20 protein-coding genes are annotated in these 22,100 nt (G+C 70.3%); 7 read left to right on the top strand and 13 right to left on the bottom strand.

Going from position 1 to position 22,100, the window contains the following annotated elements:
- The first annotated feature begins 69 nt into the window (after positions 1 to 69).
- Positions 70 to 963, top strand: coding sequence for a LysR family transcriptional regulator (locus tag ACYQ77_RS08040; RefSeq protein ID WP_459708956.1), 894 nt, complete (start codon positions 70 to 72; stop codon positions 961 to 963).
- 131 nt (positions 964 to 1,094) lie between these two features.
- Here ACYQ77_RS08040 and gcl read toward each other — a convergent pair whose 3' ends face one another.
- Genes gcl through sucC form a run of 5 tightly spaced genes read right to left on the bottom strand, consistent with a single transcriptional unit; the run spans position 1,095 to position 6,531 of the window.
- Entirely contained in the window at positions 1,095 to 2,789 is a 1,695-nt protein-coding gene (gene gcl, locus ACYQ77_RS08035; RefSeq protein ID WP_459708954.1) for a glyoxylate carboligase, read from the bottom strand.
- A 14-nt stretch (positions 2,790 to 2,803) separates the two neighbouring features.
- Positions 2,804 to 3,691 (bottom strand): 2-hydroxy-3-oxopropionate reductase, encoded by an 888-nt coding sequence (locus ACYQ77_RS08030; RefSeq protein ID WP_459708953.1) that lies wholly within the window; start codon positions 3,689 to 3,691, stop codon positions 2,804 to 2,806.
- Positions 3,688 to 4,461 carry a hydroxypyruvate isomerase family protein gene (locus tag ACYQ77_RS08025; RefSeq protein WP_459708951.1) on the bottom strand — a complete coding sequence of 258 codons (774 nt, stop codon included), beginning with the start codon at positions 4,459 to 4,461 and terminating at the stop codon, positions 3,688 to 3,690. The genes ACYQ77_RS08030 and ACYQ77_RS08025 overlap by 4 nt, the downstream gene beginning before the upstream one ends.
- Positions 4,462 to 4,471: 10 nt before the next feature.
- On the bottom strand, positions 4,472 to 5,365 hold the full coding sequence (sucD, locus tag ACYQ77_RS08020) for a succinate--CoA ligase subunit alpha (protein WP_459708950.1): 894 nt from the start codon (positions 5,363 to 5,365) through the stop codon (positions 4,472 to 4,474).
- Between the two features lie 2 nt (positions 5,366 to 5,367).
- A complete protein-coding gene (gene sucC / locus ACYQ77_RS08015; protein WP_459708948.1) occupies positions 5,368 to 6,531 on the bottom strand; it encodes an ADP-forming succinate--CoA ligase subunit beta in 1,164 nt (387 codons plus the stop codon).
- 94 nt (positions 6,532 to 6,625) lie between these two features.
- On the opposite strand from sucC, the gene ACYQ77_RS08010 reads away from it, so the two are divergent.
- Complete coding sequence (locus tag ACYQ77_RS08010) at positions 6,626 to 7,936, top strand: MFS transporter (RefSeq protein ID WP_459708947.1); 1,311 nt, start codon at positions 6,626 to 6,628, stop codon at positions 7,934 to 7,936.
- Here the strand turns inward: ACYQ77_RS08010 and ACYQ77_RS08005 are convergent, their stop codons facing one another.
- Positions 7,937 to 8,464: a YciI family protein gene (locus tag ACYQ77_RS08005; protein ID WP_459708945.1), complete on the bottom strand. Its 528-nt coding sequence runs from the start codon at positions 8,462 to 8,464 to the stop codon at positions 7,937 to 7,939.
- A 13-nt stretch (positions 8,465 to 8,477) separates the two neighbouring features.
- Positions 8,478 to 9,377, bottom strand: a complete 900-nt coding sequence (locus ACYQ77_RS08000) for a LysR family transcriptional regulator (RefSeq protein ID WP_459708943.1) — start codon at positions 9,375 to 9,377, stop codon at positions 8,478 to 8,480.
- 61 nt (positions 9,378 to 9,438) lie between these two features.
- Between ACYQ77_RS08000 and ACYQ77_RS07995 the strand changes: the two genes are divergently transcribed.
- On the top strand, positions 9,439 to 9,783 hold the full coding sequence (locus ACYQ77_RS07995; RefSeq protein ID WP_459708941.1) for a DoxX family protein: 345 nt from the start codon (positions 9,439 to 9,441) through the stop codon (positions 9,781 to 9,783).
- A 578-nt stretch (positions 9,784 to 10,361) separates the two neighbouring features.
- On the opposite strand, the gene ACYQ77_RS07990 is transcribed toward ACYQ77_RS07995, so the two are convergent.
- Complete coding sequence (locus ACYQ77_RS07990; protein WP_459708939.1) at positions 10,362 to 11,306, bottom strand: ABC transporter substrate-binding protein; 945 nt, start codon at positions 11,304 to 11,306, stop codon at positions 10,362 to 10,364.
- 241 nt (positions 11,307 to 11,547) lie between these two features.
- On the opposite strand from ACYQ77_RS07990, the gene ACYQ77_RS07985 reads away from it, so the two are divergent.
- From ACYQ77_RS07985 to ACYQ77_RS07970, 4 genes are all read left to right on the top strand, one after another.
- Positions 11,548 to 13,122, top strand: coding sequence for a thiamine pyrophosphate-binding protein (locus tag ACYQ77_RS07985; protein ID WP_459708937.1), 1,575 nt, complete (start codon positions 11,548 to 11,550; stop codon positions 13,120 to 13,122).
- Positions 13,123 to 13,288: 166 nt separating this feature from the next.
- Positions 13,289 to 14,050 carry a GntR family transcriptional regulator gene (locus tag ACYQ77_RS07980; protein ID WP_459708935.1) on the top strand — a complete coding sequence of 254 codons (762 nt, stop codon included), beginning with the start codon at positions 13,289 to 13,291 and terminating at the stop codon, positions 14,048 to 14,050.
- A gap of 105 nt (positions 14,051 to 14,155) precedes the next feature.
- A complete protein-coding gene (locus ACYQ77_RS07975) occupies positions 14,156 to 14,317 on the top strand; it encodes a hypothetical protein (protein ID WP_459708933.1) in 162 nt (53 codons plus the stop codon).
- Positions 14,318 to 14,430: 113 nt separating this feature from the next.
- Positions 14,431 to 14,595, top strand: a complete 165-nt coding sequence (locus tag ACYQ77_RS07970) for a hypothetical protein (RefSeq protein ID WP_459708931.1) — start codon at positions 14,431 to 14,433, stop codon at positions 14,593 to 14,595.
- A 770-nt stretch (positions 14,596 to 15,365) separates the two neighbouring features.
- Here the strand turns inward: ACYQ77_RS07970 and ACYQ77_RS07965 are convergent.
- The 5 genes from ACYQ77_RS07965 to frc all read right to left on the bottom strand — a co-directional run bounded on the left by ACYQ77_RS07965 (position 15,366) and on the right by frc (position 22,099).
- The gene (locus ACYQ77_RS07965; RefSeq protein WP_459708930.1) at positions 15,366 to 16,367 is read right to left on the bottom strand and encodes a TerC family protein; all 1,002 of its coding nucleotides are present in this window, start codon (positions 16,365 to 16,367) and stop codon (positions 15,366 to 15,368) included.
- An 83-nt stretch (positions 16,368 to 16,450) separates the two neighbouring features.
- Positions 16,451 to 16,993, bottom strand: a complete 543-nt coding sequence (locus tag ACYQ77_RS07960) for a hypothetical protein (protein ID WP_459708929.1) — start codon at positions 16,991 to 16,993, stop codon at positions 16,451 to 16,453.
- A 12-nt stretch (positions 16,994 to 17,005) separates the two neighbouring features.
- The gene (locus ACYQ77_RS07955) at positions 17,006 to 18,535 is read right to left on the bottom strand and encodes an Nramp family divalent metal transporter (protein ID WP_459708927.1); all 1,530 of its coding nucleotides are present in this window, start codon (positions 18,533 to 18,535) and stop codon (positions 17,006 to 17,008) included.
- A gap of 178 nt (positions 18,536 to 18,713) precedes the next feature.
- The gene (locus ACYQ77_RS07950) at positions 18,714 to 20,864 is read right to left on the bottom strand and encodes an acetate--CoA ligase family protein (protein WP_459708925.1); all 2,151 of its coding nucleotides are present in this window, start codon (positions 20,862 to 20,864) and stop codon (positions 18,714 to 18,716) included.
- 5 nt (positions 20,865 to 20,869) lie between these two features.
- Positions 20,870 to 22,099, bottom strand: coding sequence for a formyl-CoA transferase (gene frc / locus ACYQ77_RS07945; protein WP_459708923.1), 1,230 nt, complete (start codon positions 22,097 to 22,099; stop codon positions 20,870 to 20,872).
- Between the last annotated feature and the right edge of the window lies 1 nt (position 22,100).

The raw sequence follows: 22,100 nt of genomic DNA, 5'->3' as shown, positions 1-22,100 counted from the left end.
GCCTCCAGAGTTCCCGCAGGTCAGCGCGGGGTCCAACACCCGTTGGGTGGGAATCGATACTCTGGCGGTATGGATTCGCGGGAGCTTCGCTACTTCGTCGCGGTGGCCGAGGAGCTGAACTTCGGCCGGGCGGCGACGCGGCTCGGGATGGCGCAGCCGCCGCTGTCACGGGCGATCCAGCGGCTGGAGCGGCGGATGGGCGTGGCGCTGTTCGAGCGCACCAGCCGCCAGGTGTCGCTGACCGCCGCGGGTGAGGTGCTGCTGCACGAGGGCCGCCGCGCGCTGACGGCGTTGACCGCGGCGGAGCGGCGGGCGCGGCGCGCGGGCACGCGGCTGGTGCTGGCGATGAAACCGGACAGCGACGGCGGCCTGGTCGAGAAGATCCTGGCCGAGTACGCGGCGAGCCCGGCGCCGGTCGAGGTGGAGGTGCAGATCTGCGGCATCGGCAAGCAGGCGGCCCTGCTCCGCGAGGGCGAGGCCGACGTGTCCCTGCTCCGCTTCCCGCACGACGACACTGAGGGCTTCGCGTACGAGGAGTTGCTGACCGAGCAGGACGTGGCGGTGCTGCCCCGCACCCACCGCCTGGCCGACCGCCCGTCGCTGACCATGGCGGACCTGCGCGACGAGCAGTTCCCGCAGTGGCCGGGCAGCCCACCGAACGGCGGCCCGGTGGTGCGCGATCCCGCGCAGCTGATGCAGCTCATCGCGCTCGGCCGCACCATCGCGCTGTTGCCCGCGTCGGTCCGCCACCTCCTGCGGTCCGAGCTGGTCGCCGTCCCGGTCACCGACGCCCCGACGTCCACGCTGGCGATCGCGTGGCAGGAGGACTCCCGCTCGAAACCCCTGGCAGCCTTCATCCAGGCGGCCACGGCCGTCGCGTCCCACGTCCACGCACACGACAGCGGGGCGACCCGCACACCCGGCCGCCCCGCTGTCGAACCAACGACCGGAAGCCCGCGGTGATACGGGTGAACTCACATCCCGGTGGACCGATTCCGCTGCGGCGGGACCGCACCCCACCGCCCACGCATGGGCCGGTGTGAGGAAGGGGTCCTTCATGGCGCTGGGCGTGCGGAAGGACCCCTTCACCACCGTCAGTCGGTGGCCGGGGCCAGCTCCGGGACCGGCTCGAACTCCTTGACCTTGTCCAGCGACGGACCCATGGCCGCGTTGGCCTCGCGCTCGACCATGATCTCCACGAGCACCGGCACCGACAGGCGCGACGCCTCCTCGTCGGCCCACTCCAGCGCGGCGCGGATGTCGCCGGGCTGCTCGACCCGCCGCGCCGGGCACCCGAAGGCGTCCATGAGCTTCACGTGGTCGATGCCGCCCTCGCCGTAGTGCAGGTCGACCGCGTAGTTCATCTCGTACGGCAGCTCGGCCTGGCGGATCAGCCCCAGGTACTCGTTGTTGACCATCACGATGACGAACGGGATCCGGTACTGCGCGGCGACGGCGATCTCCTCCATCAGGAACTGGAAGGAGTAGTCGCCTGCCACCGCGACCACGCGCCGGTCCGGGAAGGCGCACTTCACGCCCATGGCGGCGGGGACCTCCCAGCCGAGCGGCCCGGCCTGCCCGCACACGAGGTACCGGCGCGGCAGGAACGTGTGCTGGAACTGCCCTGACCAGATCTGGTAGAGCCCGATGGCGGTGACGAACGTGGTGTCCTCGCCGTAGTGCTCGTTCAGCTCCCGGTACACGCGCGGCGGCTTGATCGGCACGTCGTCGAAGTCGTCGCGCCTCGGCAGCGACGACCGCAGTTCCGCGACGCGCGACGGCCACGCCGAGCCGTGCGTGACGCCACGGGACCGCGCGCACGACGTCAGTGCGGACAGGGTGGGCCGGGCGTGGCCGACGATGCCGAGCGTCGGCTCGAACACCTTCCCGATCTGTGTCGGCTCGATGTCGACATGGATGAACGTGCGGTCGCCGCGGTAGGTGTCGAGCGTCCCGGTGTGCCGGTCGCCGAACCGCGCGCCGATCGCGAGCACCACGTCGGACTCGAGGAACGCCTGGTTGCCCCACCGCTGCTGGGTCTGGATACCGGCCATGCCGGCGAACAGCTCGTGGTTCTCGGGGAAGGAGCCCTTGCCCATCAACGTGACCTGCACCGGCACGTTCAGCGCCTCGGCCAGTTCGCGCAGTTCGCCTGCCGCGTCCGCGATGATGACGCCGCCGCCGGCCAGGATCAGGGGCCGCTGCGCGTTCGCCAGCAGTTCGACGGCCGCCGCGACGCGGGCCGGGTGTGGTTCCGGCACGTCGACCGGCAGGGGCGCGTCGATCGACGCGTCGTAGTCGCAGAGTCCTCGCTGGACGTCGATGGGCAGGTCGATCAGGACCGGGCCGGGCCGCCCGGAGCGGGCGATCCGGAACGCCTCCCGGAACACCCACGGCGCCTGCCCCGGCTCCTTGAGCTGCACCGCCCACTTGGTGACGGGCTTGGCGATCTCGACGATGTCGACCGCCTGGAAGGCCTCCTGGTGCAGCTTCGCCCGTTCCGCCTGCCCGGTGATGCAGATCATCGGGATGGAGTCGGCGAGCGCGGTGTACAGGCCGGTGATCATGTTGGTGCCGGCAGGACCGGAGGTGCCGATGCACACTCCGACCTTGCCGGTGACTCGGGACCAGCCGTCCGCCGCGTGCGTGCCGCCTTCCTCGTGCCGGACGGTGATGTGCTTGATGCCGCTGTGCCGCAACGCCGCGTAGAGCGGCAGGATCGCCGCACCCGGGATGCCGAACACGGTGTCGACGCCCTCGGACGCCATGACCGCGACGGCGGCTTCCATACAGGGCATGGTGCTCACGCTGTGTCTCCCTTGCCGGAGAGGTTTTCCGCCACCTTCAGCAGCGCGGAGTGGTCCAGCTGCCCGTACCCCTGTGCCCTGGCCGCTGCGATCAGCGCCGCGACCAGGTTGCCGACCGGGAGCGCCACGCCGGCGTCGCGGGAGGCGTCCAGGATGATCCCCATGTCCTTGTGGTGCAGGTCGATCCGGAAGCCGGGCGCGAACGTGCGCTCGACCATGGACTTCCGCTTCAGTTCCAGGACGCGGCTGCCCGCGAGCCCGCCCGCGAGCACGTCGAGCCCGACGCCGGCGTCGATGCCGGACGCCTCCAGCAGCACGATGGCCTCCGCCACCAGCGCGTACGTGCCGCCGACCACCAGCTGGTTGGCGGCCTTGACCGTCTGGCCCGCGCCGTGTGGTCCGACGTGGACGATCGTCTTGCCGAGCACCTCGAAGATGGGCCGCGCCGCGGCGAAGTCCTCGGCCGCGCCGCCGACCATGATGGACAGCACGCCGTCGATCGCGCCCTTCTCCCCGCCGGACACGGGCGCGTCCAGCACCCGGACGCCGCGCTCCGCCCCGGCCTCGGCCAGCTTGCGCGCGGTCTCCGGGCGGATCGACGACATGTCGATGTAGAGCGTGCCCGGCTTTGCGCTGTCCAGCACGCCGCCGTCGCCGAGCGCCACCGCCTCCACCTGCGGGTGGTTCGGCAGCATCGTGATGACCACATCGGACTCGGCGGCGGCCTGCGCGGCACTCACCGCCTTGGTGCCGCCGTCGGCCGCCAGCCGTTCCAGGGCCGAGGGCACCACGTCGAACCCGATGACGTCGTGCCCCGCCGCGAGCAGGTTCGACGCCATCGGGCCGCCCATGATGCCGAGCCCGACGATCCCGACTTTTGTCACCGCATAGCCTCCAACCAGCTGAAACTCTCGTCGCTTTGGCCGACCGGCTTGTACTCCAGGCCCACGGGCCCCTGGTAGGGGCTCGCCGCGAGCTGCCGCAGGATCGCCGGGTAGTCCAGCTCTCCCGTCCCCGGCTGGCCGCGGCCGGGCACGTCCGCGATCTGCACGTGCCCGAACCGGTCCGCGTGGTTCTCGATCAGCGCGGGGATGTCCTCGCCCATTCGCGCCAGGTGGTAGAAGTCCGCGAGGAACGCGGTGCCCGGCACCTGGTCGACCACCCGCAGCGCGGCGGTGGTCGAGGTGAGCGGGTACCGGGTGTTCTCGAACGCGTTGAGCGCCTCGACGACGACCGTGGCGCCGATGCGGGACGCCGCTTTCGCGGCCAGGGCGAGGTTTTCCAGCGCCAGTTCCGCGTCGGTGTCGTCGGTCGTGTTGCCGTACAGGGCGTTCAGGGTCCGGCAGCCCAGCCGTTCCGCGAACCCGACGGTCACGTCGATGTTGTCGCGGAACCGCCCGCTGGTGGCCTTCGACGACAGCAGGCCGCGGTCACCGCCCGGCATGTCACCCGCGTCGAAGTTGAGTCCCACCAACGAGACGCCCGCGTCCTTGACGGCACGCTCGAGCGCGTCCAGCTCGCTGTCGGCGGGCACCGGCCCGTCGAACGGCCACCACATCTCGACCGCGTCGAAGCCCGCGCGGGCCGCCGCCGCGGGGCGCTCGAGCAGGGGCAGCTCGGTGAACAGGATGGACAGGTTGACGTCGAAACGCATGGACAGCTCCCTAGGCGACGGTCTGGACCAGGCTCGCCCTGGCCAGCTCTGCGGTCTCCGAAGGAGTCTTGCCCACGCGGACGCCCGCCGCCTCCAGCGCTTCCTTCTTCGCCTGCGCGGTGCCGGACGAGCCGGACACGATCGCGCCGGCGTGGCCCATCGTCTTGCCCTCCGGCGCGGTGAAGCCCGCGACGTAGCCGACGACCGGCTTGGTGACGTGCTCGGCGATGTAGGCCGCGGCCCGCTCCTCGGCGTCGCCGCCGATCTCGCCGATCATCACGATCAGCTCGGTCTGCGGGTCGGACTCGAACGCGGCGAGCGCGTCGATGTGGGTGGTGCCGATGATCGGGTCACCGCCGATGCCGACCGCGGTCGAGAAACCGATGTCCGACAGCTCGTACATCATCTGGTAGGTCAGCGTGCCGGACTTCGACACCAGGCCGATGCGGCCCGGGCCGGTGATGTCGGCGGGGATGATGCCCGCGTTGGACTTGCCGGGGCTGATCACGCCGGGGCAGTTCGGGCCGATGATCCGGGTCTTGTTGCCGGTGGCGCACGCGTGCGCCCAGAACGCGGCGGTGTCGTGCACCGGGATGCCCTCGGTGATCACCACGGCGAGCCCGATGCCCGCGTCGACCGCCTCGTGCACCGCGCTCTTGGCGAACCTCGGCGGCACGAACACGACCGTGGTGTCGGCGCCGGTCTCGCTCATCGCCTCGGCGACAGAGTTGAACACCGGCAGGTTCTTGTCGCCGATCTCCGCTTTCTGCCCGCCCTTGCCCGGCGTGACGCCGCCGACCACGTTGGTGCCCGCGGCGAGCATGCGCGCGGTGTGCTTGCGGCCCTCGGCCCCGGTCATGCCCTGGACGATGACCTTGCTGTGCTCGGTGAGGAAGATCGCCATCGCTACGCCCCCTGTGCGGCGAGTTCGGCGGCGCTGCGGGCCGCGCTGTCCATGGTGTCGAGTCGGGTCAGGCCGGGGAGGGCGGCGTCGTCGAGGATCTTGCGGCCCTCGGCGGCGTTGTTGCCGTCCAGCCGGACCACGACCGGCTTGGTCACGTCGCCCAGCAGCCCGAACGCCTGCACGATGCCGTTGGCGACCGCGTCGCACGCGGTGATGCCGCCGAACACGTTGACGAACACCGACTTCACGTCCGGGTCGGAGAGGATGATCTCCAGGCCGTCGGCCATCACCTGCGCCGAGGCGCCACCGCCGATGTCGAGGAAGTTCGCGGGCCGCACGCCGCCGAACTCCTCCCCCGCGTACGCCACCACGTCCAATGTGGACATCACGAGGCCGGCGCCGTTGCCGATGATGCCGACCTCGCCGTCGAGCTTGACGTAGTTGAGGTCCTTGGCCTTCGCGGCCGCTTCCAGGGGGTCCTCGGCCTCGGCGTCGACGAGGTCGGCGTGGTCCGGGTGCCGGAAGGAGGCGTTGTCGTCGAGCGTGACCTTGCCGTCCAGCGCGACGATGTCGCCGTCGCCGTCGCGTACGAGCGGGTTGACCTCCACGAGCGTGGCGTCCTCGGCGACGAAGGTCTCCCACAGCTTGACGATCACCTCGGCGGCCGCTTCCTGCACGTCCGCGGGGAAGATCGCGGCGATCTCGCGGGCCTTGGCCAGGTCGACGCCCTCGTTCGCGTCGATGGGGATCTTCGCGAGCGCGTCGGGGCGTTCGACGGCGAGCTGCTCGATCTCCATGCCGCCCTCGGCGGAGGCCATCGCGAGGAAGGTCCGGTTCGCGCGGTCGAGCAGGAACGAGAAGTAGTACTCCTCGGCGATCGTCGACGCGGGCGTGACCAGCACCCGCCGGACCGTGTGCCCCTTGATGTCGAGGCCGAGAATGGCTTCGGCCTTGGCTTTCGCGTCGGCGGGGTCGTGCGCGAGCTTGACGCCGCCCGCCTTGCCGCGGCCACCCGTCTTGACCTGCGCCTTGACGACGACCGGCACGCCGAACTCCTCGGCGGCGGCACGCGCGGCCTCGGGGTCGGTGACCACCCGCTGACCGGGGCCGACCGGGACACCGTGCGCCGCGAACAGGTCTTTCGCTTGGTACTCGTACAGGTCCACCGCGCCTGCCTTTCGATTTCGGGCTGTGACCGGCACCACCACGTGTTGTAGACTGTATGCAGTATGGAACCCGTTGTCCAGGGAGGGGTCCGTGATGAGCACCTCTGTTGACTTTTTGGGCCGTCGATTCCAGGTCGGCCCGGAACCGGACGAGCTGGTGGGCCGCGACCGCGCCTGGATGCTCCGGGCGTCGTGGGCGGCGATGGCCGCGATCGGCGTCCTGCAGTACGGGTTCGGCTCGCTCGTGCCGTCGCTCGTCGGCCGCGGCTGGTCGGCGCTCGACGTGTTCTGGCTGCTCGCGTTGTGGACGGTCTTCCAGGCCTGCGCCGGATTCCCCGTCGCGTTCCTGCGGGAACGCGGCCGGATCGGACCACGCACGGCGATGATCGCCGGCGCCGTGCTGCTCCCCCTCGGCCCGCTCTCGCTCGCGTTCGGTTCCCAGTTCGCCGCCGTCGTCGGGTACTCCGTGCTGAGCGGCACGGGCGCCGGCCTGGTCTACGCGACCTGCTCCGCGACGGTCGCCAAGTGGTACCCGGAACGCGCGGCGGCGAAGGTGAGCCTCGCGACGGGCGCCTTCGCGTACGGTTCCGTGCCGTTCGCGGTCGCGTTCCTGTTCGCGCCGGCCGGTCCCGCGCTGACGGTGACCGCGGCGGTGATCTTCCTGGTCGTCCTGGCGGCGGGCGCCGTGCTGGCCGACCCGCCGGCGAACTGGTGGCCGCCCGCCGTCGACCCGCGCTCGTGGGTGCTGGAGCAGCGCGTGTCGGCCGTGCGGCAGTACTCGCCGCGCGAGGCCATGCGCACGGGCGCCGCGCCGCTGATGTACCTCATCCTGTTCGTCGCGAGCGCGGTGTCGCTGTTCGACGTGACGTTCCTGGCCACGCTGGGCGGCACCATCAACGCGCCGCTCGTGGTGGTGGCGGTGGGCACGGGTGTGCTGCTGGGCGCGAACGGCGCGGGCCGCGCGGCGGCGATCCGGGTGTCGGACCGCGTCGGCCGGACCAGGACGCTCGGCTGGGTCCTGGCGGTTCTCGGTGCGGGGCAACTGTTCCTGGCGTCGGCGGCGAGCACCGGGGCGGTGGCGATGCTGGTGTTCGCGGCACTGCTGGCGGGCATCGGCGGCGGCGCGTTCTACCCGTTGTTCGCGTCGCTGGTCAGGGACTTCTTCGGCGACCAGAGCGCGGGCGCCCGGCGCACCCACGCGGCGGTGTACAGCGCGAAGGCGTTCGGCGGCGTGCTCGGCGTCGGTGTCGGCGCGGCGGTCGTGCCGACGTGGGGGTACGCGCCGGTGCTGCTGCTGGCGTGCGCGCTGGCGATCGGGTCGGCGGCGCTGTGCGTGAAGCTGCGCCAGCCGGGCCGCTTCCTGCCGGGCCTGCCACCGCAGCGGGTGGCGACGTCGGAGTCCTGATCAGCGCCGGCCACCCGGCCGCCAGCGGTGCACCTCGACGTCGGCGTACCGGTCCAGGGGCAGGACAGCCCGCGCGTGGTCGATGTCCTGCGCCTGGACCAGCGCCGCGGTGCCGAGCCAGCGGGTGCCGTCGTCGGAGAGCAGCGGGCCGTACGCGATGAGGTCGTCGCGGCCGGGTGCCACGTCGTCGTGGTCACCCTCGCCGAACCCGAGCACGAGGAAGCGATCCCCGTCGGGGCCCGGGAACTCCCACATGGTGCGGCCGAGCCCGTTGCGCCACCGGCGGAGCAGCACGTCCCGGTACGCCCCGGCCTGGTACCCGGGCTCGTCGAAGGCGAACGCGCGGGCAGCGGCGGCGTCGGGCAGGTCGACGATGTGCACGCTGCCGGTGAGCGTGCCGTCCTCGGCGAAGGTCGGACCACGGGCGATCATCGGGAAGCGGTCCATGTAGGACCAGTGCTCCTCCAGCAGCGCCACACGCAGCGCCATCGAACCCGCGCGGTCGCGGTGGTAGCAGAAGAACTCCATCAGTGCCCCTCGGTCAGGCGCTGGGCGCGTCGCGGTCGGCGTGAGCGTGCTCCAGGCAGCACGCGACGAAGTCCCGCACCGCGGGGTTGTCGTCGGCGGGTGACCACGCGACGGCGACGTGGGTCGGGCCGACGCCGGTGACCGGCCGGTAGGTGACGCCGGGCCGTGCGTAGTAGCGGGCCGCGGACTCGGGTGCGAGTGCGACGCCGTAGCCGTTGGCGATCGCGCTCAGCCAGTCGTCCGGGTGCTCGGTCACGGCCCCGATCCGCGGCTCGCCGGGCCGCGCGCCGGTGGCGAGCCAGTAGTCGCGCCAGGGCCCGGTCTCGGCAGGCGCGGCGACGAACGGCTCGTCCCACAGCTCGTCGAAGGCGATCACGTCGCGTGCGGCCAGCCGGTGCCCGCTCGGCAACGCGACGCGACGCGGTTCGGTCAGGAGCACCTCGACGCGCCACGCCTCCTGCCCGGGGAACGGCAGGCGGACGAGGGCCGCGTCGACGTCGCCGCCCGCGAGACCCGCGGTCGGGTCGGCCCAGGAGGCCTGCCGCATGTCCACCCGCCAGCCGGCCCGCCGCACCCCGAACGCGGCGATGATCGCGGGCGTCGCCTCGTTCGCGGCGCTGGCGAGGAAGCCGACGCGCAGCACCTGGCTCGCGGCGCGGCGCGTCTCGCGCAGGACGCGGTCCCACTCGCCGAGCAGGGCAGGCACCCGCGCGGCGAGCGCCCGGCCCGGTTCGGTGAGCGCCATGCCCGCGCGGGAACGGTCGAAGAGCCGGACACCGAGGCGGTCCTCCAGCTGCCGGACCTGCTTGGTCAACGCCGGCTGCGACACGAACAGCCGCTCGGCCGCGCGCGTGAGGTTCCCCTCCTCGGCCACGGCGGCGAAGTACCGCAGCAGCCGCGTGTCGACATCCATGCCGACAGGTTATCGACGCAGGTATTGGACGCGCCCCACGATCGCGGCCGAGGGTGGGGTGGTGTACGTCGTTCTGACCCTCGCGACCGCCGCCGTGAACCTGTGGGCCGCGGTGGCTGATTTTCTGCGTGCCCGCTTCGTGCTCGCCAACGCGACCGAGCTGGACCTCCCGCTGTCGTGGCTCCCGGCGCTGGGCGCACTGAAGGCCGCGGGCGCGGTCGGGTTGCTGCTCGGACTGGCGGGCGTCCCGCTGATCGGGACCGCGGCCGCGGCCGGGCTGGTGCTGTTCTTCCTGGGCGCGGTGGTCATCCACGTGTGGAAACGGGTCTTCCACAACATCGCTTACCCGGCGGTCTTCCTCGCGCTCGCGGCCGGTGTGCTGCTCCTTGAGCAATTGGTCGCGTAACCCGGAGTTGTCCACAGCCAAGATCGACAACCGCCCCGCTGTCGGTGGTCACCGGTAGACTGGCATGGCGGGTGGCCCCCGGGATCGGGTGGGGATTGCCATCGCGCGCGCGAGCGGCGAGGGCCGACCCCGGCATGCCGGGCGCTGCGCGCCTGGCCCCGCGAAGCGGGGCGCGCAGCGCCCGAATCCCGCGAAGCGGGGCGAAGCCCAGAACCCCCTGAGGGTGCCTGCCATCCCGTCGACCTGGCGAAGCCCGATCACGCCGTGTCAAGGGGGCCCGAAACCCAAAGCACCACGTGCCCAAAGCCGCCGGGCCCCCTTGACGCGGTGTGATAGCCCGTGGGAGGTCGACGGGATGGCAGGCAGACAACGGACACCAGTCCTTGCCAAACCAGCCCCGTGCAAGACCCGCCGCCATCCCGGAGACCAGCCCCTCCGGCGAGGAGGCCCGTCCGGCAGGACGCCCTCCGGCGAGGACGCCCGCCCGGCGAGGACAAACGCAAGACGGGGACAAACCCAGGACGGGGACCACCCAGGACGGCGAAACCCCACGCAAGGCAAACACCACCAGCAGACCGCTACGGCATCAGGTCCGCGATGTCCGGCTTGTTCTGCAGCACACCCTCCTCCTCGGCGAGCTCGGCGATCGCCGACACCGAGTCGCGGTTGATCGCCGTGGGCCATTTCGGCAGCACCAGGTTCGGGATCACCTCCGGGCCGATCTTGGTGTACGTCGGCAGGATCCGGCGTACCTCGTCCGGGTGGGTGTCCGCGTACGCGAGCGACTCGTTCATCGCCTCGGTGAAGCGCTTGACCAGGTCCGGGTTCCGCGCCAGCAGCTCCTTCGACGTGAAGTACATCGCCACGCTGAGGTTCGCGGCCGTGTCCACGTAGCTCGACGCCAGCGCCCGGCCGCCCTGCGACAGCACGATCTGCTGGAACGGCTCCACCACGAACACCGCGTCCGCGCGGCCCGACGTCAGCGCCGCCGGCATGTCCGGGAACGGCAGCTTCACGAACTCGATCGACTCCGGGTCCACGCCCGCCTTCAGCGCCGACGCCCGCACCGCCAGCTCGACCACGTTCTGGAACGTGTTGACCGCGACCTTCTTGCCCGCCAGGTCCTTCACCGACTTCACCCGGCTGCCCGCGCCCACCATCAACGCGCCGAAGTCGGCGCCGTCGACGCCCGTCGAGTTGGTGCCGTTGCTGACCACCTTCACCGGGAGCCCTTCGGACCGCGCCAGCAGCAGCGTCACGACGTTGCTGAAACCGAACTGCTGGTTGCCGCTCAGCACCGACGGGACCGTCTCCGTGCCGCCCTCGGCAGGCTGCAGCGTCAGCTCGATGCCCCGGTCGGCGAAGAAACCCTTCTCCTTGCCCAGGTAGATCGGGGCGACGTCGAGGATCGAGATCAGCCCCACCTTCACCTCGTCCGGCCCGCCCTGGCCGGCCGGTTCCCCCGAGCCGCAGCCCGCGGTCAGGAGGGCGAGCGCGGCAAGCACAGCGAGGCGTCGTCGCATCACCGAGGCTCCTCGTTCGTATGACGAACAGCGGTTCCGCCCACGAACGCTATTGCCGGCGCGGACACCACGTCAACACGCGGCGTTCCGTCCACTTCGGACACGTCGGGCGCGCTCCCCGGTCGAGCACGGATCGGGTTGATGCCCGGCACGCGGGCGTGGGACAACGGGAATCCGGCGGATTGGCACGGGAGAGGCGCGGGTAAACCACGATGGCTCGTTCCCCGGACACGGAGATGCGATGAACCCGATGGAAGCCATGCTCGAGGTGCTGCGCACCGAGGGCGTCGAGAAGATCTTCGGCAATCCCGGCACGACCGAGCTGCCGCTGATCGACGCGCTCGCGAAGGCGGCCGACTTCGAGTACGTGCTCGCCGTCCAGGAGCACTCCGCGGTCGCGATGGCCGACGGGTACGCGCGCGCCACCGGCCGCACCGCGTTCGTGAACCTGCACGTCGCCGCGGGTCTGGCCAACGGGCTGATCGGCATGCTGAACGCGAAGCGCTCCCGCACTCCCCTGGTCGTCACGGCGGGCCGGCAGGACAGCCGCCACCTCGTCGAGGACCCGATGCTCGCGGGCGACCTCACCGCGCTGGCGTCGGCCGCCGCGAAGAGCGCGATCGAGGTGCGGCGCGCCGAGGACCTGCCGATCGTGCTCCGGCGCGCGTTCGCCCTCGCCGCGACCCCGCCGGCCGGGCCGGTGTTCGTGTCGATCCCCATGGACCTGCTCATCGAGGACGTCGAGGTGCCGCTGCCCGAGCGCTCCCCGCTCGCACCGCTCGGCGCGGCGACCGGGCTCGACCAGGCGGCCTGGCTCCTCGCCAGCGCGGGCAACCCGGCGATCGTCGCGGGCGACGGGGTCGGGCGCGACGGCGCGCTCCCCCAGCTGGTGAACCTCGCGGAACGGCTCGGCGCCACCGTTTTCCACCCACCGATGCACGATCGGGTGAACTTTCCCTTCACCCATCCGTTGCACGCCGGCATGCTGCCGCCGCGCAACGCCGAGATCCGGAGCGCCCTCGCCGAGCACGACGTCGTGCTCGTGGTCGGCTGCCACGCGTTCTCCCCGCACCACTACACGCCCGGCCCCGCGATCCCGGCGCACACCCGGGTCGTGCAGCTCGACGACGACCCCACCGAGCTCGGCCGCAACTTCACCGTCGAGCTCGGGCTGACCGGTGGCATCCGCGCGTCGCTGACCGAGCTGGTCTCGCAGGTCGGCCGCCGGACCCACCCGGTGCGTGCCGAGGACCCGCCGGTCGGCGGGAGCGCGCTCGCCACGGTCCGCGCGCCGCTGGACGCCGCGGTCGCGGCCAGGGCGATCGCGGAGGGCCTGCCCGCCGACGCGGTCGTCGTCGACGAGGCCATCACCGTCGGCGTCGAGCTGCGCCCCTTGCTGCGGCTCACCCAGCCGGGGTCGTTCGTGCACACGGTCGGTGGCGGGCTCGGCTGGGGCATCGGCGCCGCGATCGGGTCCCGGATGGGCAGGCCGGACCGCCCGGTGGTGGCCGTGCTCGGCGACGGCTGCGCGTTGTTCGGGCTGCAGGGCCTGTGGTCCGCGGCGCGCTACCACGTGCCGGTGCTGTTCCTGGTGATGAACAACGGCGAGTACCGCACGCTCAAGGACACGCTCGCCGAGTTCTACGGCCCCGGCCCGCACCCCGGCCTCGACCTCGGCCGCATGGAGTGGTCGAAGGCGGCGCTGTTCTTCGGCGTCGCCGCCCACCGCGTCGACAGCGACGACGAGCTGCGCGAGGTGGTCGCGTCCGCGGGCTCGCTCGTGGCGCCGCTGCTGGTCGACGTGCCGGTGCGGTGACGCACGGTCAGCGGGAGCCGATCGAAGGTATCTATCGGACGAGAGTTACTGATCACTGACTGTGAACGCGCTCACGAGTGACGTAAACGGACAAGGGCTGACTGTATGCTGTAGGCAGTCGACGAGATCCCTCGAATCGGCTACCTGCTGAACATACCCACTCCCGATGGAGACCACCATGCACCCGACCGAGTTGCCAAAGGAACTGGCGGCTCGCCGGATCGATCGGCCAGTGCCCCTGCGTGAGCACGTCTACCAGGCGATGCAGGAGCTGATCATCTCCCGGCGACTGGCCCCCGGCCAGCACCTCGTGGAGAGCGAACTGGCGCAGATGCTGGGTGTCTCCCGTCAGCCCGTGCGCGAGGCGCTGCAGTGGCTGAACAACGAGGGGTGGGTGGACCTGCGGCCCGGCTACGGCGCGTTCGTGCACCAGCCGACCCCCGACGAGGCGGACCAGTTGCTCGCCGTGCGAACGCTGCTCGAGAGCGAGTCGGCACGCTTGGCGGCGACGAACGCCGACGAGGAGGGCATCGCACGGCTCCGCGACCTGAACAAGCAGGGCCTGGAGGCGCTGGCCGCGGACGACGTGGACACGGCCGTGTCGCTGAACGCCGCGGTACACCGCTGCGTGACGGAGCTGTCGGGCAACAAGGTGCTGCTGGACTTCGCGACCCAGGTCGACCGCCGGGTGCGCTGGTACTACACGCCGATCGCCCGCCAGCGTGGCAAGCAGTCGTGGCAGGAGCACGCGAAACTCATCGACGCCATCGAGAACAGGGACGCCGACGCCGCCGCCCGGATCATGGCCGAACACACCGAGCGGACCAGGAAGTCCTACCTCGAACAGCGCGACGCGGACGGTGAGCAGGAGCAGCAGCTGCTCGAACTGCCGACCCGGCGCCGTCGCCGGTCACCCGCGAAGGGCTGACCGCACCCCGATACCAGGGCGCCCGTGACCCGGGTGCCCGCCCGACCCTGGCCGCGACGCCGCGACCCTGGGTTTACCAGTGCTGCCCGCAAGGAGGTGAAGTAGATGCGTAACTGGCTGCAGACGCTGCGCGGCTTCAACGCCGACGGCCGTGCCCTCGGCCTCGGCCTCGCCGCCGCCATGGAGAAGCAGCGCCAGGAGGCCACCCGCGAGGTGGAGGACTACCTGCGCGAACAGCCTGTCCCCGAGCACAAGGCCCGGGTGTGACGACCACCTCGGTGTGCGCACCGGTGGTATGGGGAACCCCATGAGCGTGGTTGAGAGAAGCGGGATCGAGACGTGGTCCGTACGCCTCGGTGCCGCACCAGGAGGTGAGAAGAATGCGTAAGTGGCTGACGTCGCTCACGAAGTCTCCGCGGGGTTGGTCGGCTGACGGCCGTCGCCTCGGCCTGGCCCTCGACACCGCCATGGAGAAGCAGCGCCAGGACACCGCCCGCAAGGCGGAGGAGTACCTGCGCGAACAGCCGGTCCGCGCGACCGTCTGACGTAAGACCGGGACTGGGCCGCGGTCCGTGCGGCCCAGTCCCACCGAAAGCTCGGGTCGTGGTCCGTACGGCCCGAGCTTTTCGTTTACGCGTGTGAAACTTACCGACATCGCCCGCATCCCGCCACGCGAGATTTTCTCGAGCGCGCGGTGCGAAACTTGTCGTGGATGAGATCCTGGTCCTCGCAGGCCCTGTCCGGGCCGGCGACGGCGGGCTGGGCCGCGGTCCGTGCAGCCCAGCCCGCTGCTTCCGCCTTGGCCTCCGGCCCCCGATTTCCAGCGTACCGGCGACCACCGACAGTTCCGGGTGGTCGGACGGTGCCCTGTGGACAACTTCGCCCCGGGGCGCTGCGCCGCGGGACGAAGTTGGCAGGCCTGATCGGGAGCGCGCGGAGCCCTCGGGATGGTGAGGAAGGACCCTTCATCAGCGCACCGAAGGACCCCTTCATCACACGACTCGCGTTGGCCCGACGCGCATCGCTGCCGCTTCTTGGAACAGTTGCTTCCGGCGCCCGAGCGCTACGCGCCCGCGAAGCGGGCAGCACGTCGGGAGCGCGCCGAGCCTTCGAGATGGTGAGGAAGGACCCCTTCCTTCTGTGTTGAAATAGCCCCTTCCGACACTCCCGAACGCTGCGCGCCCGGGAAGCGGGCACCCGCGCCGGAAGGGGCCGTGATCTCCGGGATGTGATGGGACCCTTCAACCCCACCGACCCCCGAACAACGAACGGCATGGTGGACCGGGCCCCGGTCCGTGGGGCCCGGTCCACCGGGTCAGGCAGGATCCGGGTCCGAGACGGGCGTCTCCTCGGCGATCTCGTCCAGTTCCTTGTCGCGGTCGCGGCGGACCTTCCACAGGCTCGCCACCGTGGTGACGGCGAGCGTGCCCACGATGATCCCCAGCGACACGAGGATCGGCACCTCGGGCGCCCATGCCACGCCGTCGTGGTGCAGTGCCTCGGAGATCAGCTTCAGGCCGATGAACCCGAGCACGACGGACAGCCCGATGGACAGGTACACCAGCTTGTCGAGCAGCCCGCCGATGAGGAAGAACAGCTGCCGCAACCCCATCAGCGCGAACGCGTTCGCGGTGAAGACCAGGTACGGCTCCTTCGTCAGCCCGAAGATCGCGGGGATCGAGTCCAGCGCGAACAGCAGGTCGGTGGTGCCGATGGCGACCATGACGATGAGCATCGGCGTCACCATGCGGCGGCCTGCGACCTTCGTCGTCATCCTGGCGCCTTCGTACTTGTCGGTCGCCGGGACGATCTTCTTGACGAAGCGGAGCATCGCGTTCTCGGTGAACTCGTCCTCCTCCTCGTCCTTGTGGGCCATCAGCTTCCAGGCCGTGTACACCAGGAAGGCGCCGAAGACGTAGAAGAGCCAGTCGAACCTCGTGATGGCCTCGTAGCCGATCAGGATGAAGACGCCGCGCATCACGAGCGCGATGACGATGCCGATCGACAGGACCTTCTGACGGTATTCCCTCGGCACCGCGAAGGACGACATGATGATCACGAAGACGAAGAGGTTGTCGACCGAGAGGGAGTACTCGGTGATCCAGCCCGCGAAGAACTCGCCGCCGTACTGCGGGCCCGCCGCGAGCAGCACACCAAGTCCGAAGAGGACGGCGAGGCCGACGTAGACCCCGATCCACGCCGTGCACTCGCGCATCGACGGGTCGCGGGGATTGCGGGAGATCAGGTAGAAGTCGAGGAAGATGACGGCGATGAGACCGATGACGGTCACCACCCACAACCAAGCCGGGACGTTCATCTAGCCACCTTTCGGCGCGCAGGAAGAACCCACCGGTGCACCTGGCTGGTGCATCGGCAGGCGTCCTGGAAATTACCGGTGGGTCAGCGCGCCGGGGTGCGCGCGCTCGGCTTGCGACCCCGCGCGGCCTTGCGCCGCTCGCTCGCCTCGAACATCGCCTGCGCGTGCTGCGCGTACCGCATGTACACCGCGCGGGCGTCGGGGTCGTGTGCCGCCAGCCGTCGCCACCACTGCGGGGCGAGCCGCTCGTGCAGCCACAGGAAGCCGATCGCGAAGCCGAGGCTGACGATCCCCTGGAACGCGAGGAACCCCAGCGGGTCCGGCGGGAGCGCCGGCGAGCCGCTGACGTAGGCGTTGACGACCACCTCGTGCAGCAGCCGGGACAGCGGGAAGCCGACCAGCCAGAACAGCGCCGCCGGGGCGAAGCCGCCCAGCCGCACCCTCTTGTTGATCAGCAGCATGGTGTAGCCGCCGCCCAGCAGGGCGAGCGGCACGCCGAGAGCCAGTGCGGCCACCGCCGCGGCCCCGGCGGGCTGACCGACGATCGCGGTCAGCCCGCCGGCGAGCACGCCGGCGATGAATCCGACTGCCAGACCCGGCAGGGTCAACAGGAACAGACGGCGCATCGCTTCCATCTCCTAACCGAGGTCCACGACGCCGAACCGGATCATGCAGTAGAAGAGCATGCCCAGGTAGAAGACCGCGCCGAAGCCGATGATCGCGTTGGACCACCACTTCGGACGGATCGGTTTCGGCAGCATCCTGTTGTTGACGAGCAACAACACGACACAGTACGCACCCATGGCGAACGTGGACAGGAACGCCAGGATGTCCAGGATGCCCTCGGGACCGTCGGCGGGCCCGAACAGCAGGATCAGCACGCCGAACGTGATGATGCCCCACAGGAAGCCCGCGTAGAGGTGGGACATCTTGCGCTTCTTCGCACCGGGGAAGTGGAAGAACGTCATGTCGGCCTGGCCGCGGGAGAACGAGTCGAACAACCCGAGCGTCGCGTTGACCCCGATCATCGCGATGAAGGCGAAGAACAACCCGCCGAGCACCGAACCGCCCACCGAGGCGAACGAGTCCGACATGGCCTGCAGCGCGGCCGACCGGTCACCGCCCTCGATGATGGTCTTGACGTCCGGGTTCTCCCGCGCCGCCGACCGGGCCAGCACGGTGAACGAGATCGTCACCAGCATCGTGATGCCCCAGAACAGCAGGAAGGCGTCGAAGGTGATCCACTTGCGCCAGCCCTTCCACTTCGCCATCTCGTTGGGGTCCGAGGTGTCGAACATGAATCCGTGGGCAGGCATGTCCTCCTGTTCCCCGGCGGTCCGCAGGCCGCGGATCTTCGGGACATGCGCACCCATGCCGGCGCCGGACTCACGCAGGTGCAGCGTGTACCACATCTGCTGCATGCCCGACGGTCCCGCGAACGCGATCGAACCGACCACGACCGGGAACCACTCGGCGGACATCATCCCGTCCGGGAAGTACCCGAACGCGAACATGCCACCGAGCGTCGAGCCGAGGTCGGCCCAGCTGCCCGCGATCGACGCGATGACCGCGGTGCCCACCACCAGGATCCCGATCAGGATCCCGAGGATGTTCTCCACGACGTCGTAGATGACACTGGCCAGGCTGAACAGGATCCCGACCAGTATCAGCACCGTGATCGCCGATATCACCCAGGGTATGCCGGTCAGCTGCTCCAGCGCCGACATGCCCGCCGACAGGTGGCCGGGCCACATGTACACCAGGATGGCGGTGACGAAGAAGAACCACATGATCGGCTTGAACACCCGCGCCGCGCCCGTGAAGATGCTCTCCCCGGTCGCCATCGCGTACCGCGCCATCTCGAGCATCACCACTGCCTGCAGGGTGACACCGATCAGGAACAGCCACCGGATCTCCGGGCCGAAGACCAGCACCAGCCGCGGCCACATGTACGACTCGCCCATGCCCACGCCGAGCGCGAGCAGGAAGACGGTCGGGCCGAGCAGGTGAATGGACGGTGGCGCTTCCGGAAGCGGCCGGATGGGCATCGGCTCGAGCCCCCCGGCGCGCCACACCCGCTCCTCACCCGCCTCCGTGGCTACGACCTCGTACGGCGGACGGTCCTTCGCGGACAGTCCGGCGCCCGAGGGGTTGTGAGAATCCACCATTGGACCTCCTGAAAATAACTTCGTGAAGCGGGTTCCGCGACCGCACACCGCGCGCTCGCGGACGACCCGCTTCCTGCCGCCTGCCTGTTGACCCCTGCTTGATCACCCATCGTGCGGGTCGGTCAGCCTCGGCCGGCCCCTTTGACCGCCGTTCCCCGTAGCGGTCAAGCTCGTGTTCTCAGCCGCCGATCAGGCCCGCGGCGCGTGCCCACCGGTACTTCGCGCCCAGCACGGCCACGGGACGTTCCGTGGTGTACGGGTACGCGACGACCCGGTGGTCGAACAGGTAGTCGCACGCCTGCTCGACCTCGGTGTCACCGGCGAGGGAGGCCACCACGGGCTTGTCGATGCCCTTGGCGCGGTACTCCTCCACCACCTTCGCGGTCAGCTCGGCGAAGACCATCGGCGGCGTCACGATCGTGTGCCAGTAGCCCAGGATGAGCGCGTGGATGCGGTCGTCCTCCAGGCCGAGGCGGATCGTGGCCTCGTAGGTCGACGGTGGCTCGCCACCGGTGATGTCGATCGGGTTGCCCGCGGCCCCGAACGGGGGAATGAACTTGCGGAACCCCTCGTCGAGGTCCGGCGGGATGTCCATCAGCGACAGTCCCTCCGCGACACAGGCGTCCGAGAGCAGCACGCCGGAGCCGCCCGCGCCGGTGATGATGACGACGTTCTCTCCCTTCGGCGTGGGCAGCAGCGGGAGGCCGCGGGCGTACTCGAGCATCTCGTTGAGGCCCGGCGCGCGCACCACGCCCGCCTGCCGCAGGATGTCGTCGTACACCTTGTCGTCACCGGCGAGCGCACCGGTGTGGGAGCTGGCCGCGCGGGCGCCCATGTCGGTGCGGCCCGCCTTCAGCACGACGACCGGCTTCTTCTTCGTCATCCGCTTGGCGGTCTCGACGAACGCCCTGCCGTCCTTGAGGTCCTCGAGGTGCATGGCGACGCACTGGGTGTTGTCGTCGTTCTCGAAGAAGGTCAGCAGGTCGTCCTCGTCCACGTCGGACTTGTTGCCGAGGCCGACGATCGCGGACACGCCCATCCCGGTGGTGCGGGCGAAGCCGAGGATCGCCATGCCGATGCCGCCGGACTGGGACGTCAGCGCGACGCCGCCCTTCACGTCGTACGGCGTGCAGAACGTCGCGCACAGGTTCTGCGGCGTGTAGTAGTAGCCGTAGATGTTCGGCCCGAGCATCCGCACCTTGTACCGGTTCGCGATCTCGACGATCTCGTCCTGCAGCTCCTGGTTGCCGGTCTCGGCGAACCCGGACGGGATCATCACCACGGCGGTGACGCCCTTCTCGCCGCACTCGGTCAGCGCGGCGGGCACGAACTTCGCCGGCACCGCGAACACCGCGACGTCCACGTCGCCCGGCACGTCGCCGACCGACTTGTACGCCGTGCGGCCCATGATCTCGTCGGCCTTGGGGTTGATCGGGAAGATCTCGCCCGCGTAGCCGCCGTTGATCAGGTTCTTCATGACCGAGTTGCCGATCTTGCCCGCCTGGTCGGAGGCGCCGATGACCGCGACCGACCGCGGGTTCATCATCGTGTTCATCGCCCGCAGGATCTCTTCCTGCGAGTACTGCTGCGGCTTGGCGCGTTCCCCGGTCTCCAGGAGGATCCGCACGTCGGCCGCGACCGCGCCGCTCGCCGAGGCGAACACCGGGTTGAGGTCGAACTCGCTGATCTCCGGGAAGTCGGTGACCAGCCGCGACACCTTGGCGATCACGTCGGCGAGCGCGTCGAGGTCGGCCGGCTCGGCGCCGCGGGCGCCCTGGAGCACCTCGGCGGCCTGGATGCCGGTGACCATGGACCTGGCCTCGGCGTCGTCGACCGGCGCGAGCCGGAACGTGACGTCCTTGAGCACCTCGACCAGCACGCCGCCGAGGCCGAACGCGACGACCTTGCCGAACGTGCCGTCGGTGGTGGCGCCGACGATGACCTCGGTGCTGCCCGCGCCGCCGACCATCTCCTGGATCTGCACCCCGGTGATCTCCGCGTCGGCCTTGTAGGCCCTGGCGTTCGCCAGGATCGTGTCGTACGCCGCGCGGGCGGCGTCGGGTCCGTCGACGCCGACGAGCACGCCGCCCGCCTCGGTCTTGTGCAGGATGTCCGGGGAGACGATCTTCGCCACCACCGGCCCGCCGATCTCCGCGGCGAGTGCGGCCGCCTCGTCCGCCGACGTGGCGAGCCCCTCACGCGGGGTGGGGATCCCGTACGCGTCGCAGACCCGCTTGCCCTCGGGGGCGGTGAGCGAGTCCCGGCCGGCGGCCTTGACCTCGTCGAGCACCGCGCGCACGGTTTCCACCGCGGATACTGTCGCCGTCATGATCCTCAGATCACTCCACTCGCCTTGAGTTCGGCCATGTCGCTCTCGGACAGACCGAGTTCGGTTCCGTAGATCTCCTGGTTGTGCTCGCCGAGCAGCGGCGAGCGCTTCACCTCGGCCGGGGAGTCCGACAGCTTGATCGGCATGCCGACCGTGGTGAACTCGCCGCGCTCCGGGTGGTCGACCTTGACGACGATCTCGTTGTCCGCCAACGACTCGTCCTCGATGATCTCCTTGGTCGAGAGGATCGGGCCACACGGGATGTTGTGCTCGTTGAGCTTCGCGAGCACCTCCCACTTGTCGTGGTCGACCGACCAGTCCTCGATCAGCTGGAACATCTTGTCCAGCTTGCCCAGGCGGGCCTCCGGGGTCGCCCACTCGGGGTCGTTCGCCAGCTCGGGGCGCCCGATCAGCTGCGTGATCGGCGCCCAGCCCACCGGCTGGACGATCACGTAGATGTAGTCGTTCGGGCCGCCGGGCGCGCACTTGATCGCCCACCCGGGCTGGCCGCCGCCCGAGGCGTTGGCCGAGCGCGGCACGGTGTCGCCGAACTCCTTGTTCGGGTACTCGGCCAGCGGACCGTGCGCGAGGCGCTGCTGGTCGCGCAGCTTGACCCGGCACAGGTTGAGCACCGCGTGCTGCATGGCGACCGAGACGCGCTGGCCCTGACCGGTGTGCTCGCGCTGGTAGAGCGCGGCGAGGATGCCGGCGACGGCGTGCATGCCGGTGCCGGAGTCACCGATCTGCGCGCCGGTCGCGAGCGGCGGGCCGTCCTCGAAGCCCGTGGTGGACATCGAGCCACCCATGGCCTGGGCGACCACCTCGTAGGCCTTGAAGTACTTGTACGGGCCGTCGCCGAAGCCCTTGATCGACGCGTAGATCAGCTTCGGGTTGATCTCGTGCAGCCGCTCCCACGGGAAGCCCATCCGGTCCACCGCGCCCGGCCCGAAGTTCTCCGCCAGGACGTCGAACTTCTTGACCAGCTCGACGAAGAGCTCCTTGCCCTTCTCGGACTTCATGTTGAGCGTGATGCTGCGCTTGTTCGAGTTCAGCATCGTGAAGTAGAGGCTGTCGACGTCCGGCAGGTCGCGCAGCTGCTTGCGCGTGATGTCGCCGGTCACCGCCTCGAGCTTCACCACGTCCGCGCCGAGCCACGCCAGGATCTGCGTCGCCGACGGTCCACTCTGGACGTGGGTCATGTCGAGGACCCGCACGCCCTCCAGTGCCTTGCGCATG

The sequence above is a fragment of the Actinophytocola sp. KF-1 genome (genome assembly GCF_054661535.1).
This window is presented reverse-complemented; position numbering and strand designations above follow the sequence as displayed.